Annotated in this window: 11 protein-coding genes; 3 read left to right on the top strand and 8 right to left on the bottom strand. The window is 72.4% G+C overall.

Annotation, left to right across the window (positions count from 1 at the left end; translation table 11 throughout):
- Nucleotides 1–79 precede the first annotated feature (79 nt).
- From ACH4DZ_RS03765 to ACH4DZ_RS03735, 7 genes are all read right to left on the bottom strand, one after another.
- Nucleotides 80–865: a class I SAM-dependent DNA methyltransferase gene (locus ACH4DZ_RS03765; RefSeq protein WP_398285267.1), complete on the bottom strand. Its 786-nt coding sequence runs from the start codon at nucleotides 863–865 to the stop codon at nucleotides 80–82.
- Nucleotides 862–2,100 carry an MFS transporter gene (locus ACH4DZ_RS03760; RefSeq protein ID WP_398285266.1) on the bottom strand — a complete coding sequence of 413 codons (1,239 nt, stop codon included), beginning with the start codon at nucleotides 2,098–2,100 and terminating at the stop codon, nucleotides 862–864. The genes ACH4DZ_RS03765 and ACH4DZ_RS03760 overlap by 4 nt, the downstream gene beginning before the upstream one ends.
- Nucleotides 2,097–3,200 (bottom strand): dipeptide epimerase, encoded by a 1,104-nt coding sequence (locus tag ACH4DZ_RS03755; protein WP_398285265.1) that lies wholly within the window; start codon nucleotides 3,198–3,200, stop codon nucleotides 2,097–2,099. The genes ACH4DZ_RS03760 and ACH4DZ_RS03755 overlap by 4 nt, the downstream gene beginning before the upstream one ends.
- Entirely contained in the window at nucleotides 3,197–4,282 is a 1,086-nt protein-coding gene (locus ACH4DZ_RS03750) for a PLP-dependent cysteine synthase family protein (protein ID WP_398285264.1), read from the bottom strand. Before ACH4DZ_RS03750 ends, ACH4DZ_RS03755 begins: the two co-directional genes overlap by 4 nt.
- Entirely contained in the window at nucleotides 4,279–5,184 is a 906-nt protein-coding gene (locus ACH4DZ_RS03745) for a Rossmann-like domain-containing protein (protein ID WP_398285263.1), read from the bottom strand. Before ACH4DZ_RS03745 ends, ACH4DZ_RS03750 begins: the two co-directional genes overlap by 4 nt.
- On the bottom strand, nucleotides 5,181–6,437 hold the full coding sequence (locus ACH4DZ_RS03740; RefSeq protein ID WP_398285262.1) for an ATP-grasp domain-containing protein: 1,257 nt from the start codon (nucleotides 6,435–6,437) through the stop codon (nucleotides 5,181–5,183). Before ACH4DZ_RS03740 ends, ACH4DZ_RS03745 begins: the two co-directional genes overlap by 4 nt.
- Before the next feature lie 201 nt (nucleotides 6,438–6,638).
- The gene (locus ACH4DZ_RS03735) at nucleotides 6,639–6,812 is read right to left on the bottom strand and encodes a hypothetical protein (protein WP_398285261.1); all 174 of its coding nucleotides are present in this window, start codon (nucleotides 6,810–6,812) and stop codon (nucleotides 6,639–6,641) included.
- Here ACH4DZ_RS03735 and ACH4DZ_RS03730 point away from each other — a divergent pair.
- Nucleotides 6,800–7,546 (top strand): SAM-dependent methyltransferase, encoded by a 747-nt coding sequence (locus ACH4DZ_RS03730; RefSeq protein ID WP_398285260.1) that lies wholly within the window; start codon nucleotides 6,800–6,802, stop codon nucleotides 7,544–7,546. The two genes, ACH4DZ_RS03735 and ACH4DZ_RS03730, sit on opposite strands and share 13 nt — an antisense overlap.
- A 198-nt stretch (nucleotides 7,547–7,744) precedes the next feature.
- A complete protein-coding gene (locus tag ACH4DZ_RS03725; RefSeq protein WP_398285259.1) occupies nucleotides 7,745–8,485 on the top strand; it encodes a peptidoglycan-binding protein in 741 nt (246 codons plus the stop codon).
- A gap of 481 nt (nucleotides 8,486–8,966) precedes the next feature.
- Here the strand turns inward: ACH4DZ_RS03725 and ACH4DZ_RS03720 are convergent, their stop codons facing one another.
- Entirely contained in the window at nucleotides 8,967–12,239 is a 3,273-nt protein-coding gene (locus tag ACH4DZ_RS03720) for a family 78 glycoside hydrolase catalytic domain (protein ID WP_398285258.1), read from the bottom strand.
- A 175-nt stretch (nucleotides 12,240–12,414) separates the two neighbouring features.
- Here ACH4DZ_RS03720 and ACH4DZ_RS03715 point away from each other — a divergent pair, with 175 nt between their 5' ends.
- Nucleotides 12,415–15,015, top strand: coding sequence for an AAA family ATPase (locus ACH4DZ_RS03715; RefSeq protein ID WP_398285257.1), 2,601 nt, complete (start codon nucleotides 12,415–12,417; stop codon nucleotides 15,013–15,015).
- Nucleotides 15,016–15,099: the final 84 nt, after the last annotated feature.

Raw genomic sequence — 15,099 nt, 5'->3', positions numbered from 1 at the left:
ATGTCCTTGCTGTGGGAGGTGAGAGGTGAGAGGGGGAGCTGGGCCGGTGATCTGTGTGAAACAGGGGCGCGCGGGGCGGTCAGCCGGTGAGGCGTGCCACCACGTGCAGTCGGTCGGCGTCGGCCGAAGCGCCGGGCAAGTCGCCCTCCTGCCACGGAGGTTCGGTGCGTGGCCCAGGACCGTCGTGCAGCTCCAGCACGGTGAAGCCGTGCGCGATCAGGAAGTGGCGCAGTTCCTGCGGGAGGAGCAGCCGCCAGGCCGAGCGCTGCTCGACGGGAGCCGAACCGTCGTCGGTGGTCCAGAGGCGGGTACGGCGCAGGAGCTGCGCGGTGCGGTCGATGTGCAGGGTGGTCGTCGAGCGGTAGGAAACGCCCTGCCAGGTGAGGGAGTTGTCCCTGGGCGTGTCCAACAGGTCGTTCCGGCCGAGGAAATAGGCGCCGTTGCGCATCTCCGCGACGAGGAGCCCGCCGGGAACCAGGTTCCGGCGGCAGGAGGCGAGAAAGCCGTCGAGGTCGTCGTTGGTGTGGCAGTAGAGGAGCGCACTGTCCAGGCACACCACCGCGTCGAACAGCGCGGGACCGAGGGAGAAGTCCCGCAGGTCGGCGCGTACGTACCGCGGACCGGGGTGCCGGTCGCGGGCGTACGCCAGCATCTCCTCGGAGAGGTCGGAACCGACAACTGCCCTGCCTGCGCTGTGCAGTTGGGCTGCGTCACGTCCGGTGCCGCATCCCAGGTCCAGGACTCGCGACCCGGCCTCGTACCGGCGCAGACAGTCCTCCGTCCATCGCCCGGCCAGTCGTTCGGGATCGGGGAACCTGGCCTCGTACAGCGCCGGGTTGTCGGTCAGCAGGTTGCCGCTCGTCATACCGTCGCCTCCACGGGGGGCGCGGGACGCACGGGCAGCGCACCGAGGCGGCGCAGCCAGGTGAATCCGCCCGCCGACGCCAGCCCGAAGAACAGACAGCAGGCCCAGGGCAGCCAGGCCGCCTCCTGCCGGTCCCCGGCGTCCATGGCCCAGCCCACGGCCGTGTTGCCGACGGCGGCGGCGATCCCCGACACCATGTAGAAGATGCCGAAGTACGTGCCGGTCAGCTCCGGCCGCCCGAAACCGGGGATCAGCTCCATCACGAAGGGCTGCGCGACCATGACCCCCACATAGAGGAGCAGGACGCCCACGAGGACGGGGACGGCGTGCCACACCTCGGGGGAGCCCGCCCCCGACACCAGCATCGGCGGCAGGAAGGCGAGTCCCATCAGGCCGAGTCCGATGCCGATCGCCCGCCTGCCGTACGGCTTCAGCGCCCGGGTGAGCCGCATCTGCAGCGCCAGATTGGCGAGCGTGCCCACGAGGAAGACCAGTCCGGCGGCGCCGTCCCAGCCCGTGGCCCGGCGGGCCCCGTCGGGCAGCAGCAGATACAGCTGGTTCTCCAGGGTGAACATGCCGACCATGGCCAGCGAGAAGGCGAGGAAGGCGCGGTTGCCGACCACCTCGCGCCAGTCCGCGAGCACACCGCCCGCACTCGGTGGCACCGCCCGCGCGGGGAGCACCATGGCCTGCGCCACGGTGAGCACCGCGAAGATCCCGGCGGCGGTGAGCGCCGAGGCCCGGAAGTCCACCAGCAGCAGCACACTGCCGAGCAACGGCCCGACCAGCGCCCCGGTGGTCGCGAAGACGTTGAACAGCGCGAACGCCTCGGGCTTGCGCTCGCCCGCCTCCTGCGCGAGATAGGTCCGCACGGCAGGGTTGAACAGTGCCCCGGCGAGCCCGCTCAGCACGGACGCGGCCAGCAGCACCGCGAGCCCGTCGCCGAGCGCGAACAACGCGAAGCCCGCGGTACGCACCCCGCAGCCGGCGATGATCACCCCGCGTGCTCCGAGCCGGTCCGCGGCCGAACCACCGATCAGGAACAGCCCCTGCTGGCTGAGGTTGCGCACCCCGAGCACGATCCCGACGACGGCCGCCGACATGCCCAGGTCCTCGCCCAGATGCGTGGCCAGATAGGGGATGAGCAGGTAGAAGCCGGTGTTGACACCGAACTGGTTGACGAGCAGGAGCCGGATCGCGGGCGAGAAGCCGCGTATCTCGTACAGCGTCTTCACGGCCGGCCGCCCGTCCCGCGCTTCTCTTCCGCTCCCCGCTCCCGCACGCCTGTCCAGCCTGCGCCCTTCTCCCGTAAGCCGAGTCCGGGCAGCTCACCCGCCCGGACGACCCCGTCGGCGCCGCCGATCCCGGTCCACGGGTCGTCGGCGAGCAGCAGATGCCCGTCGAGGTCGGCCCAGCGGGCACGGTCGGCGAGGTGCACGGCGGGTGCCAGGCCCAGCGTGCTGGCGGTGAGGCAGCCGAGCATCAGCTCGGTACCGCTTCCGGCGAGCAACTCGGCCATACGCAGTGCCGCTCGGGGGCCGCCGCACTTGGCTAGCTTGACGTTCACCCCGTGCACCCGGCCCGCCAGACGGCGTACGTCTTCGAGTCCGACGGCGTCCTCGTCGGCGATCACGGGCAGCGGTGAACGCTCGGCGAGCCGTGCCAGTGCTTCCGGGGCACCGGGGGCGAGGGGCTGCTCGACGGCCTCGACGCCCAACTCCGCGTATCGGGGAAGGAGATGGCGGGCCTGGTCGGTTGTCCAGGCGCCGTTGGGGTCGAGCAGGAGCCGGACGCCGGGCGCGGCGGAACGTATGGCGCGTATGCGGGCGAGGTCGTCCTCGGGGTCCGGGGTGCCGGCCTTCACCTTGACGAGGACGAATCCGGCGGCCACGAGTGCGCGCGCCTGAGCGGCGGCGCGCGGGGCCGGGACGATACCGATCGTACGGGCGGTGGCGGCGCTCGGAGCGCTCTCGGCCCCGAGCAGCCGGTACACGGGGGCGCCGGAGCGCTTGCCGCACAGGTCGAGAAGCGCGGACTCCACGGCGGCGGTGACCGCGGGAGGCCGGTCGTCCGCCTGTCCGTCCTGCGCCGACCACTCGCGCAGCGCGCTCTCGGGGTCGGGGAAGCGGCCCAGGTCGCGGCCGGACGCGTACAGCCGCTGTTGCAGTGTGTCGGTGTCGAGGCCGTAGTAGACGCTGGTGACGGCCTCGCCGTGGCCGTGCAGGCCGTCGTGCTCGATCGTGAGCCAGACGGCGTCGCGGGCGGTCGTCGTCGAACGGGATATGCGCAGCGGCTCGGCGAGCGTGAGCCGTACGGTGCGCAGTGTGGCCTTCACGGGCTCCCTTCCAGGGGGGTGAGCAGGGGGTCGGTCACCGTGGTGCAGCGGACCCAGCCGGTGGCCTCGACGGCGCGTGCGTGCGGGATCTCGACGGGCCGGGTGGCGGCGGCAGCGGGGTCCAGACCGTGCGTCGCCGCGAAGTCGTCGTCGTAGACCGAACCGAGATAGCGGTGGGGGCCGTCGGGGAAGACGGTGGCGACCACGGCGCCGGGGTGGACCCGGGCCGCCCATGCGGAGACCAGCGCGACCGCGCCGGTGCTCCAGCCACCGCTGACGAAACTGCCGCGGGCGAGCCGTCGGCAGGCGTCCGCCGCCTCGGCCGGGCCCACCCAGTGCACCTCGTCGAAGGCCTCGTAGGCCACGTTGCGCGGATGGATGCTGCTGCCCAGGCCGCGCATCAGCCGGGGCCTGGCGGGCTGGCCGAAGATGGTGGAGCCGGTGGCGTCCACCCCGATCAGCCGCAGCCGCGGCCAGTGCCTGCGCAGCGGACCCGCGATCCCGGCGCTGTGTCCGCCCGTGCCCACACTGCATACCAGGACGTCCAAATGGTCCAGCTGGGAAGCGAGTTCGGCGGCGAGGGACGCGTAACCGGCGATGTTGTCGGGGTTGTTGTACTGATCGGGCCAGTACGCGTCCGGCAGTGCCCCGAGCACCTCACGCAGCCGGGCCAGCCGGGCCGCCTGCCAGCCACCCGCGTCGGCGGGGCGGTCGACCAGTTCGAGACGGGCCCCGTACGCGCGCAGCAACTGCCGCATGGACGGTTCGAGTTCGGTGTCCCCGACGAGCACGATGGGGTGCCCCAGTGCCTGCCCGGCGAAGGCGAGTCCGATGCCGAGCGTCCCGGAGGTGGACTCCACCACCGGTGCGCCGGGGCGCAGTTCACCCCGCTCACGCGCGCCGAGCAGCATGGACACCGCCGCGCGGGCCTTCATGCCACCGGCGGCGAGACCTTCCAGCTTGGCCCAGAACCCGGGCTGCGGGCAGGGCAGATCGGTGGTCACCCTGGCCAGCGGTGTGCGACCGAGCAGGGCGAGCAGATCGGGGTTGGCGGTGAGGGGACGCAGCGCGGCCGTGGTCACAGCGCGGCCTCCGCACCGCGGTAGCGGTGGATGACACCGGGACCGCCGTCCAGCCAGAAGAAGGGGTACGGCTCCGCGCACACCGCGCTCACCCCGGCACCGAGGAACCAGGGCAGTACGGCACTGCCGGTCTGCGCGAACATCACCAACTGCTGATCTCCGCCCAGGACATGTGTCCGCAGTGGTTCGAAGGAGCCGTTGCCGAGGGTCATGCCGGAGGCCAGCACGGCGTCACAGCTGCCGAGTTCGGCGTACATGTCGGTCACGACCGGCTCGCCCCACTCCGTCGTGCCGCCCTTGAGGTCGCACGGTATGTACGAGACGCCGCGTGAACGCAGCGCCTCCAGGAGAGAGTTGACGACACCGACGACGAGCACGGTCTGCCCCGGCCGGACGTCCAGCAGTTCGACGACGGCCCGCGCCCGCGCCCGGGACCTCTCCAGGGAACTCCCGGCGGGCAGGGGACAGGGGAGTGCCCCGTACTCCGGCGTGTGCGGGCGCACATGCATCAGGTAGGCGTCCAGTGCCGCCACCCGGACCGACGCGAGCGGATGCTCCAGCAGCCGTGCGATGTCGGCTCCGGCGCAGTCCTCCACCGCGCCGTCCGGCAGTGCGCCGGGCTCGACCGCGCAGGAGCCGACCGCCCGGCCGAGGCGCAGACTGAGCACCTCGTTGCGATAGCCGCCGCGGCGCCCGTCGTGCCGTACGGCCTGACTCGTGGTGAACGCCACGGCGACGCGTAGGCCTTGGGGGCCCGGCCCCAGCTCACCGGCGAGAACCCGCCGCACGAGATCGTCGTACGAGACTGGTGTGCGTGTGGATGCGGATGCGGGGGCGGATGTGGGTGTGGGTGTCAAGGCCTGTGTCGATGACGCAGGTGTTGTCGGTGCCGGCGCCCTCATCGGGTGGTCACCCGCAGTCGCAGCCCGGACAGCAGTGACTCGACCCGGGCTCGCGCGCCGAGTCCTTCGGCGTCGCCCGCCATGACATGGCCGAGGTATTCGTTGTTGCTGCCCGCGGCTTTCACCGTCCGGCCCGGCTCGGCGAACTGGACCTCCAACACCCCGTCCGCCGAACGCACTTGGTCGACCCCTGAGATCGACTCCAGCGTCCCCTCGGTGTCCGGCACGAGGAAACCCACGGCCGCGCTGCGCAGCCCGGTGGCACGCGGTCGCAGGTCGGGGGTGCGGTCGAGGGCCACGTCGACGCAGGCGGCGGCCAGGTCGACGCCGGTGACATGACGGACGAGCTCGGTGATGCGGTTTCCGGCCGGACGCGGGTTGACCTCGACGACGCGGGGCCCGGCGGCGGTCAGCCTGATCTCGGTGTGGGCCACGACGGAGTCCAGTCCGAGCGCCTTTATCGCCTGTACCGCGGTGTCCTGCGCGGCCTCGGCGTCGGCCGGGGCGAGGCCGGCGGGGAACATGTGCCCGGTCTCGACGAAGGCGGGCGCCCCGCCGAGGCTCTTGTCGGTCACGCCGACCACGTGCGTCGAACCGGCGAACGACACGGTCTCCACGCTGACCTCGGGCCCGTCGAGGAGCTCTTCGAGGAGGAGCACGGGTGCGCGCAGCTGACCGCGGGCGTTCAACGGGAAGTCCGCGATGGCCCGGCAGGCCTCGGTCAGCTCACGCGCGTCGTCCACGCGCCGCACGAACATGCCCGCGCAGAGGTCGACGGGCTTGACCACCAGCGGAAATCCCAGCTCCCGGGCGGCCTCCTCGGCCGCGGCCCGGTCGGCACAGACGGCGAACCGGGGGCCCGGCACGCCGGCCTCGCCGAGGACACGACGGGTGGTGTCCTTGCGGCACGCGTTCTCCACGGCCTCGGGCGTCGGCCCGGGAAGCCCCAGCCGCGCGGCGATCCGCGCCACGGTGGGCAGGTAGTAGTCGCAGGACGTGACCACTCCGTCGAAGCCGAGTGCCTCGTTCAGCCGCTCCACCACCGGGAGCAGGGAGGCGATGTCGTTCGTCTCGGCGGTCAGTACGTTGCGGGCCGCGAGCAGGGGATGGGCCGTGCCCTCCGGTGCGGAGCGCAGATAGTGGTGCAGGTCCCGGGTCAGGAAGGTGAACTCGTGCCCACCTTCCCGGATCGCCCGTGGCAGCAGTCTGCTCATCGACCCGACCCAGCTTTCGACCACCAACAGATGAGCCACAACTCCCCTTTCGCGCACTCCGGTTGAACTTCCGGGCACGCCGAGGGCGCCCCATGGCAGGGTGCGGACGACGTGACCGACGCACACGGTATCGACAATCATTTTCATTGTCATCCAGGGGGTCGGACTTTGTTGCCACCTCGGCAAAAACCCTTGGACCCGGCGAAAACCCTTGGACACGCGAGGTCCGCGGATCTAGCCTCAGCCGGTCCGGCCGAGTGACGGTTCCTGTCGAGTGAGGTGTCGGGAGATGACGGAGATGGCGGAGATGACGGTGCAGACGAGCGCGACCGCGTGCGACGGGCTGCGTACTCCAGCCCCCGCGACCTTCTCGACCTCCTCGGACCGAAGGAATCCCAGAAGTGGATCTGCCACGTAGCTTCACCGTTCGCGAGAGCGGACACCGCATTCACAACCCGTTCACCAGCGAGAAGCTGGCCGTCCTGGGCCGGGCCCTCGACCCGGCACCGGGCACCGCCGTTCTCGACCTCGCCTGCGGCAGCGGCGAGATGCTGTGCACCTGGGCGCGCGACCACCAGGTGACCGGCACCGGGGTGGACATCAGCACCGTGTTCCTGGCGAAGGCGCGCGCCCGCGCCGGGGAACTGGGTGTCGCCGACCGCGTCGCCTTCCTGCACGGGGACGCGGCGGGCCATGTCGCCGACGAGCCTGTCGGCATCGCCGCGTGCGTCGGTGCGACCTGGATCGGCGACGGGGTTGCGGGCACCGTCGAACTCCTGCGCAGGAGCCTCGCCCCCGGCGGGATCATGCTCATCGGTGAGCCGTACTGGCGCCGGGAGCCCCAGGACCGGGCGACCGTCGAGGGCTGCCACGCCGGCGGCAGGGACGACTACCGGTCGCTCCCGGAGCTGATCGAGCAGTTCGGCGGCCTCGGCTGCGACGTCGTCGAGATGGTCCTCGCCGACCAGGACAGCTGGGACCGGTACGTGGCCGCGCAGTGGCTCAGCACCCGCCGCTGGCTGGACGCCAACCCGGACGACGAACTGGCCGACGAGATGCGCGAGGACCTGGCGACCGGGCCCCTGCGCCACGTCCGGTACCAGCGCGAGTATCTGGGCTGGGGCGTGTTCGCGCTGATGGACCGCTGATGAACCGCTGATGCTTGCCGGGTGTGGGCCGCCCGGTACGCGCACCCGCGCACCGAAGGTCCCACCCGGTTCGGCACCGTGCGCCGGCGTGCCGGGGCGCGCCTGTTCGGTATCGCGCTCCGGCCCGGCCTCGCGTCGTTGAACCGCCGGGCGGAGTGACCCGTATCCCTTCTCAGTAACGCCCGGGAGGAGAGCAGGTTGTCGACACCGTTCGACCCCGAAGAGTCACCGCGTCGTTCGGCGCTGGAGCTGACCAGTGTGCTGCGCCGCCGACAGCCAGGGTCCTTGGCGGATCTGCTGCGGCAGGTGCAGGAGAGGGAACGCGAACCGGACGAGGGCTACGAGGTCGTCACCGTCGCCGCACCGGCGGCGGAGGATGCCGCCCTGCCCTGGGTCCCGGAAGACGATACGCAGGAACCGCCGCCCGTGGTCGAGGGCGACAGCAGGCCGGTGCCGCGTGAGCGCCCGGCCGGAAAGGGGCCGGCCCACGGCCGCAGCACCTTCCTGCGCAGTACGGTGCTCGGTGTCGCCGCGACGGTCGCCGCGCTGGGGGGATTCAGCGCCGCCCTGCTGCTCACCTGGGACAACGACGACGACGCCGCCCAGGCGCGGCCCCCCGTCGCGTCGTCCGCGCCGCCCGCCTCGGCCCCCGCACAGGAAGGCGGCGGCCCGGCGGGCGTCGACCCCGACGGCCCCGGCACCCTGCGCGAGGGCGACAGCGGCCCGGAGGTCAGCGACTTGCAGGAACGGCTGCTGCGTATCCCCGACGTGTACGACCAGGGCACGCCCAGCGGCGTGTACGACGCCACGCTGACGGCGGCGGTGGCCCGCTTCCAGCTCTGGTACGGCATCCGGGGGGACGAGACGGGCGTGTACGGCAACGACACCCGTACGGACCTCGAAGCCCGCACGGCGGCCGGGGCGCGGCCCGGAGCCTGACGGGCCGGGCCGGGGTCAGAAAGCCGAAGAATCTCGTGCGGCATGTCTTGAGACCGACGCGCCCGTACCTCTCTTCCCTGAACGGAACGGCCACAGCGCCCCGCGCGCCAATGGCCCGAGCACGAGCGTGCCTTGATCCAGGACGATCACGTCCTCCACACCGTCAAGGCGCTCGGCCGGTCGCGCCCGACGACGACGTCGCCCACGCCGGGGCGCGGTGCGCTGCCCGGTGCGCCGCGTGGTGAGGCCGCGGCCGGGCCGGCGCCGGTGAGAGGGCGAGCCCGCCTCGTGAGTGCCCGATCCCCACGTCGGCCCGCTGAAGCAGCGTGTCCGTGAGGTCTCGGGCGAAGGGCGCCGGACCGCACTCGCCCTGCCCCCGCAGACCGGCGGCGATCACCCGGTACCCGCGCTCGGCGAGGGCCGGTCCGACCGCCCTCTGCGGGGCGGGCCGGTCACACCGCGTCGGCCCGGCCCGGCCCGCTCAGCCGGCGGCCCGGCCCACGAACTCCCAGCCCCCGTGCGCCACTTCGTACACCACGAACCCTGGCTCCACCCGCACGTACTCCGCCCCGCCCGGAGCACGTACCGCCGACCGCGCCGGTGCCGGCACATGCACCTCGGCGGTGGATCCCACCGGCACGCGCACCGAGAGCCGTACCGAGTCGTCCACGACCGACCAGGCCGCCGAGGCCTCTCCGCGGACGGTCCGGACGGAGGTGCGGGCCCAGTCCACTCCCGTACGGCCGTCGGGGCGCACGGTGAAGGTCCGGTACCCGGCGTCGCCGGGGCGGAGTCCGGCCACGTTCTCGTACAGCCACTGCACGACCGTGCCCTGGAAATAGTGGTCACGGGAGCGCGAGTCGACCGGCCACATCTCCCACATGGTGTCGGCGCCGTTCTCGAACCAGTAGCCCCAGCTCGGATACGTGCGCTGGGTGGCGATCGCGTGGGCCACCTCGGGATGCCCCTGCGCGGACAGCTGCCGCAGCAGGACGCTGGTGCCGAGCGCGCCGGTGTTGAGGTGGTTGCCGCGCTCCTCGATGTCGGCGAGCAGCGAGTCGACGACACTGGCCCGCGCGCCCGGCGGGACCAGTCCGAAGGCGAGCGGTATGCAGTTGTTCGTCTGCCGGTATCCGGGATCCTTCGCCGTGCGGTAGTGGCCGTCCGGGCCCAGGAAAGCCGCGTTGAAGGCCTCCTTGAGCCCGGCCGCGGCCCCGCGATAGCGAGTGGCGACCGCCGAGTCGTGGAGCAGGTCGGCGAGTTCGGCCGTGCCGGTGAGCGCCCGGTGCAGATACGCCGTCGCCGTGAGCCGGGTGTCCTCGGGCGGGTTTCCGCCGTACCCGGGCGGCAGGTAGTCGCCGAGCGCGGTCACGGCCAGCCCGTCCTTCAACCGTGATATCTCCCAGTCCAGATAGCGGGTGAGTGGCGTCCAGTGGTCGCGGGCCAGCCGCTCGTCCCCGTACACGCGGTACATCTCCCGCAGCAGGAACGGGTACACCGTCGTCCACTCGGGAGACGGGCCGAGGTCGCCGTAGCCCCAGCCGCCGCTCGGCACGATCACCGGCAGCTGTCCGTCCCCGTTCTGACTGTCTTTCAGGTCGCCGAGCCACTTGGAGAGGAAGCGGTGCACGCCGAGCGCGTACGCCATGACGGGCGCGCCCAGCTGGGCGTCGCCGGTCCAGCCGTTCTTCTCGTACATCGGGGTGTCCGTCGGGATACCGTGCAGGTTGTTCAGGAGCGTGCGCCGCATCGCGCGCTCCAGCTGCTGGTAGAACGGCACGGAGCAGGCGAAGGAACCTGTCGCCTCCACCGGAGTGTGCACGACGCGGCCCAGCAGCCGAGACGGCTCGGGTTTCGCAGGAAGCCCGCTGACCTGCACATATCGGAAGCCCTTGTACGAGAACTTGGGCTCCCACACCTCGTCGGCGCCGCCGCCCGCGCACACGTATTCGTCGGTCTGGAACCGGCCGGGTACGTGCCCGGTCTCGGCGTGCACGCTTCCGTCGGACTTCAGCTTCTCGCCGTGGATCAGGCGTACGTTCGTCCCGGCGGGGGCGCGCACGCTCAGCCGCGTCCAGCCGGCCATCGTACGGCCCATGTCGACCACGTACACGCCCTCGCTCAACTCCTCGACGGCGACGGGGCGTACGGTCTCGATGACCCGGATCGGGTCGTGGGGCTGTGCGTGCAGTGTGCCCTTCGGGGCGTCCCGGCGTTCCGTCCGCTGCCAGTCGCTGTCGTCGAAGCCGGGGCGGGTCCAGGCGCCGGGTGCCTTGCGGGCGTCGTAACTCTCGCCCGCGTACAGGGAGTTGGATCGGGTCGGGCCGTCGGTGATGCGCCAGTCGCCGTCCGTGGCGACCGTGGTGCGTGAGCCGTCGGGGTGGTCGATCTCCAACTGGCCGAGGAGGCGCGGCTCGTCGTGCCACGGCGGGCGGTGCCAGTTCCAGACGTTCGGTGTCGTCATGCCGAAGAAGCCCCGGCCGAGGGTCACTCCGATCGCGTTGGCGCCCCGGCGCAGGTGGTCCGTCACGTCGTGGACGGCGTACAGGACGGTCTCGTCGTAATCGGTGAAGCCGGGGTCGAGGACCTGGCGGCCGACGCGTTCGCCGTTGATCTCGGCGTCGTAGTAGGCGAGTCCGCTGATGTAGAGGCGGGCGCGGGAGACGGGCCTGGTGACGGTGAACTCGCGGCGCAGGAGCGGGGCGGGCTGCTCGGGCGCCGCGATCGACACGCCGGCGCCCCAGGGGCCCTGCCCGTACGGGGCGAGTACGGCCGCCGCGGCCCACGAGGAGTCGTCGAACTCCGCCTGCTGCCAGCCCTGTTGCTCGGTGTCGGCGCTTCGCCAGCCCTCGCCCGTGACCAGTTCCGCGGTCCCCGTCCCGTGCTCCAGGAGGAGCCGTACGAGCAGTCCGCCGGGGTTGACCGACGCGTTGCCGCGGTTCGTCGCGAGGGCGGCGACCACCAGGGGACCGGAGCCCGCTGCCTTCACCTCCTCGGTGACGTCGAGGAGATGGCCCTGCCGCCAGGCGTCGGTCTGCTCGTCCTGGTGCATCACCTGGACGCCGTCGAGATACAGGGTGAAGTCGTCGTCGGCCGTGGCCAGCAGCGTGGCTCTTCGGACCTCGGCACCCGCGGGCGCGGTGAGCGCTCCGCGGAACCAACGAGGCCCGTTCGGGGCGTCGTTGGAGGTCGCTCCGGGCGACCAGATCCAGGACGCGCCGTCGAACGCCGGCGGCTCGGGCGCGGCAGCCGCACCGATCCAGAACCCCTGCCAGGAGTCCTTGGACAACGTTGTCTCCCACCAGCGCGGCGCACTCCACGCCGACGGTCGGCCCTTGCCGTCCCAGACCCTGACCTGCCAGTGGTAGCGGGTGCGCGGCTTCAGGGCGGGCCCCTCGTACGCGATTCCGACGCTGCGGTCCGACGCGACCCGGCCGGAGTCCCAGACCGCGGGCCGTCCCTCGCGCAGGCCCTTCTCGCTCAGCGCGACTCTCACGCGGTACGCGCTCTGCCGGGCTCCGTGTCCGTCGGCCGCCAACTCCCAGGTGAGCCGCGGCTTTTCCACCTCCGTGCCGAGCAACGTCTCGGCGTACTCGACGGTCGTGCGCTCGATGTGCAGCCTGCCCGGCCGTGCCGCGCCGGCGTCCGGGGCCGAGGCGGCGGCTGCGGTGGTGCCGGAGGCGAGGGCGGCGGAGGCGCTCGCTCCGGCCACCGAGGTCCGAAGGAAAGCGCGGCGGTTCCAACCCTTGGTCATGTGGTGTCCCTTGGTTGCGTACGTGCGCGGGTGCGGGTGAACGGAGCGGTCGGTGGGGGGAGGAGAGGCGCGAGGGAGACGTGTAATCCGCTTGAAACGTTTCACACAATTCTTGAACGATCCTATGGGTGCCGCTGTGGGGCTTCAAGAGGCGTGCGTGTGCCAGCATGGCGCCGTGGATGGGGGGATCCTCGAACGGGAGCACGAGCTCGACCGGCTGGCCTCGGCCGCCAGGGAGGCGGCCGACGGAGCCGGTTCCGTGGTGCTCGTCCACGGCGAGGCGGGCATCGGCAAGTCGAGCCTGGTGAAGGCCATGCCCGGAGTGCTGTCCGCCGCGTCCCGCGTCCTGGTGGGGGAGTGCGACGACCTGGCGACACGCCGGCCGCTCGGCCCCTTCCGCGATCTCGTCGGCGGTGTCGGCGCGGAACTGGCGCGGGCGCTCACGGCGGGCGGCGACCGTCCCCGGGTCTACGACGCGCTGCGGGCGGAACTCACCGCGGCCCCGCACCCGGCCGTCCTCGTCGTCGAGGACGTGCACTGGGCCGACGAGGCCTCCCTCGACGCCCTGCGGTTCCTGGTGCACCGGGTGGAACGCCTGCCGGCCGTACTGGTCCTGACCTACCGCGACGACGAGCTGGACCGCCGCCACCCCCTGCACCACCTCCTCGGCCAGGTGTCCCGGGCCGAACGCGTGCACCGCCTGCCGCTGTCCCGGCTCTCTCCGGACGCCGTGCACAGGCTCAGCGCGGTGAGCGGCCTGGATCCGGCGGAGGTGTACGAGGTCACCTCCGGCAACCCGTTCTTCGTCGCCGAGGTGGTGGCGGCCGGCGGCACCGGAGCCGTACCGCCGACGGTGGTGGACGCCGTCCTCGCCCGGCTGCGCGACCTGGACGACCGTACCCGGGACGCCCTGGAACAGCTCGCCGTCGTGCCCTCCGCCGTCGAACGGCGCCTCGTCGACGCGCTGTTGCCGGGCGGTGTCGCCGAACTGGCGGTCGCCGAACAGCGCGGGCTGCTCACCGTGAGCCCCGAACGTGCCGGATTCCGCCACGAGTTGATCCGCCGGGCCGTCGCCGACTCGCTGCCCGCCGCACGGCGCATCGAACTCAACCGCCAGGTCCTGGCCGCACTTGTCGTGCAACCGGGCTCCGATCCGGCCCGCGTCGTCCACCACGCCGCCCAGGCCGGCGACCAGGAGGCGATCGCACGGTACGGACCCGATGCCGCCCGGGACGCCGCCGACGCGGGTGCGCACCGGGAGGCCGCGGCCCATCTGCGACTCGTCCTGCGACAGCGCGACCGCTTCGACGCGGCCGAACTCGCCGATCTGCTGGAGCGGTTCGCCATCGAGAGCTACACCATCGCCGACTCCGCGGCAGCCGTGGACGCCGAACGGGACGCGGTCGCGCTGCGCCGGTTCCTCGGCGACACCCGGGCGCTCGGCGCCGACCTGCGCTGGCTCTCACGGATCCACTGGTGGGCGGGGAACGCGGACGAGGCCCAGCGTGCCGCGCGGGAAGCCATCGCCGTCCTGGAGGCGGCGGGCGACGAACGGCTGCTCGCACTCGCGCTCAGCAACACCTCCCAGCTCCACATGCTGTCCGAACGCACCACCCAGGCCGTCGACTTCGGCGAACGCGCGATCCTCCTGGCCCGTCGTACGGGCGACCATGCGATCCTCGCGCACGCCCTCAACAACGTCGGCTCCGCCCGCTGGCGCGCCGGAGACCCGCTGGGCCGCGCCCAGTTGGAGGAGAGCCTGCGGGTCGCGCTGGCCGCGGGCGAGGTCGAACACGCCTGCCGCTCGTACGCCAACCTCATCTGGACGCTGCTCGAACGCCTCGACCACACCGAGGCCGACCGTTACCTCGCCCCAGGGATGGAGCTGGCCGACCGGGCGGAGCACGTCGGCTTCCTCAGCTATCTCCATGTGGCCATGGGGCTGCGGAAGTTCGCCGCGGGCGCCTGGGACGAGGCGGAACGGCACGCCGAGATCGGCGCCCACGACTTCGTCCCCGCCCGCTGCCCCGCGCTGACCGTCCTCGCCCGGGTCCGCGTCCGGCGCGGTCGCCAGGGCGGTGACGAACTGCTCGACGAGGCCTGGGAGATCGCCGTCCGCACCCGTGAACTCCAGCGCACAGGCCCGGTCGCCGCCGCCCGGGCCGAGGCCGCCTGGCTCCGCGGCGATCACGCGGCCGTGGCCGAACTCGCCCGTGACACCTTCGAGCAGGCACGCCGGCTGAACGTCGTCCCGCACCGCGTTGAACTCGGCTACTGGCTCACCAGGGCCGGACACCCCGTACCGGCGGACGGCTCGGACCACCCGTACGCCCTCCAGAGCGCCGGCCGCTGGCGGGAGGCTGCCCGGGCGTGGCACGCGGCCGGCTGCCCGTACGAGCATGCCGCCGCCCTCGCCGAGAGCCCGGACCCGGACGACAAGCTCACCGCCCTCGCGGGTCTGGACGCGCTCGGCGCCGAACCCCTGGCGCGGCTGGTCCGCTCCGAGCTGCGGCATCTCGGCGTCCGCCGCATCCCGCGCGGGCCGCTCGCCGCCACCCGGGAGAACCCCGCCGGCCTCACCGAGCGGCAACTGCAGGTCGTGCGGCTGCTGGCCCAGGGTCTGACCAACCCGGAGATGGCCGAGCGGCTCGTCGTATCGGTCCGTACCGTCGACAACCACGTCGCCGCCGTCCTGGAGAAGCTCGGCGCCCGCTCGCGGCGCGAGGCAGCCGCCCGTGCCGCGGAGCTCGGAATCCTGCCGAGCCGTGAGTCGTAGGTGGAGATACGCCGGATGCGGGCGCACCTGGACGGCCACAGACAGACCTAGGTAGGCGAGGACGTCGAGCTGAGTGGCGGGGAC

This window comes from Streptomyces sp. NPDC017991, assembly GCF_044328075.1.
Classification (GTDB): Bacteria; Actinomycetota; Actinomycetes; order Streptomycetales; family Streptomycetaceae; genus Streptomyces.
Note: the sequence above shows the minus strand (reverse complement) of the source record. Positions and strands in the feature narration are given on the sequence as shown.

Bases quoted from the DNA above. Each gene is read 5' to 3' on its own strand.
- ACH4DZ_RS03765 (WP_398285267.1), bottom strand. From the start codon at position 865: ATGACGAGCGGCAACCTGCTGACCGACAACCCGGCGCTGTACGAGGCC.
- ACH4DZ_RS03745 (WP_398285263.1), bottom strand. From the start codon at position 5,184: ATGAGGGCGCCGGCACCGACAACACCTGCGTCATCGACACAGGCCTTG.
- ACH4DZ_RS03720 (WP_398285258.1), bottom strand. From the start codon at position 12,239: ATGACCAAGGGTTGGAACCGCCGCGCTTTCCTTCGGACCTCGGTGGCC.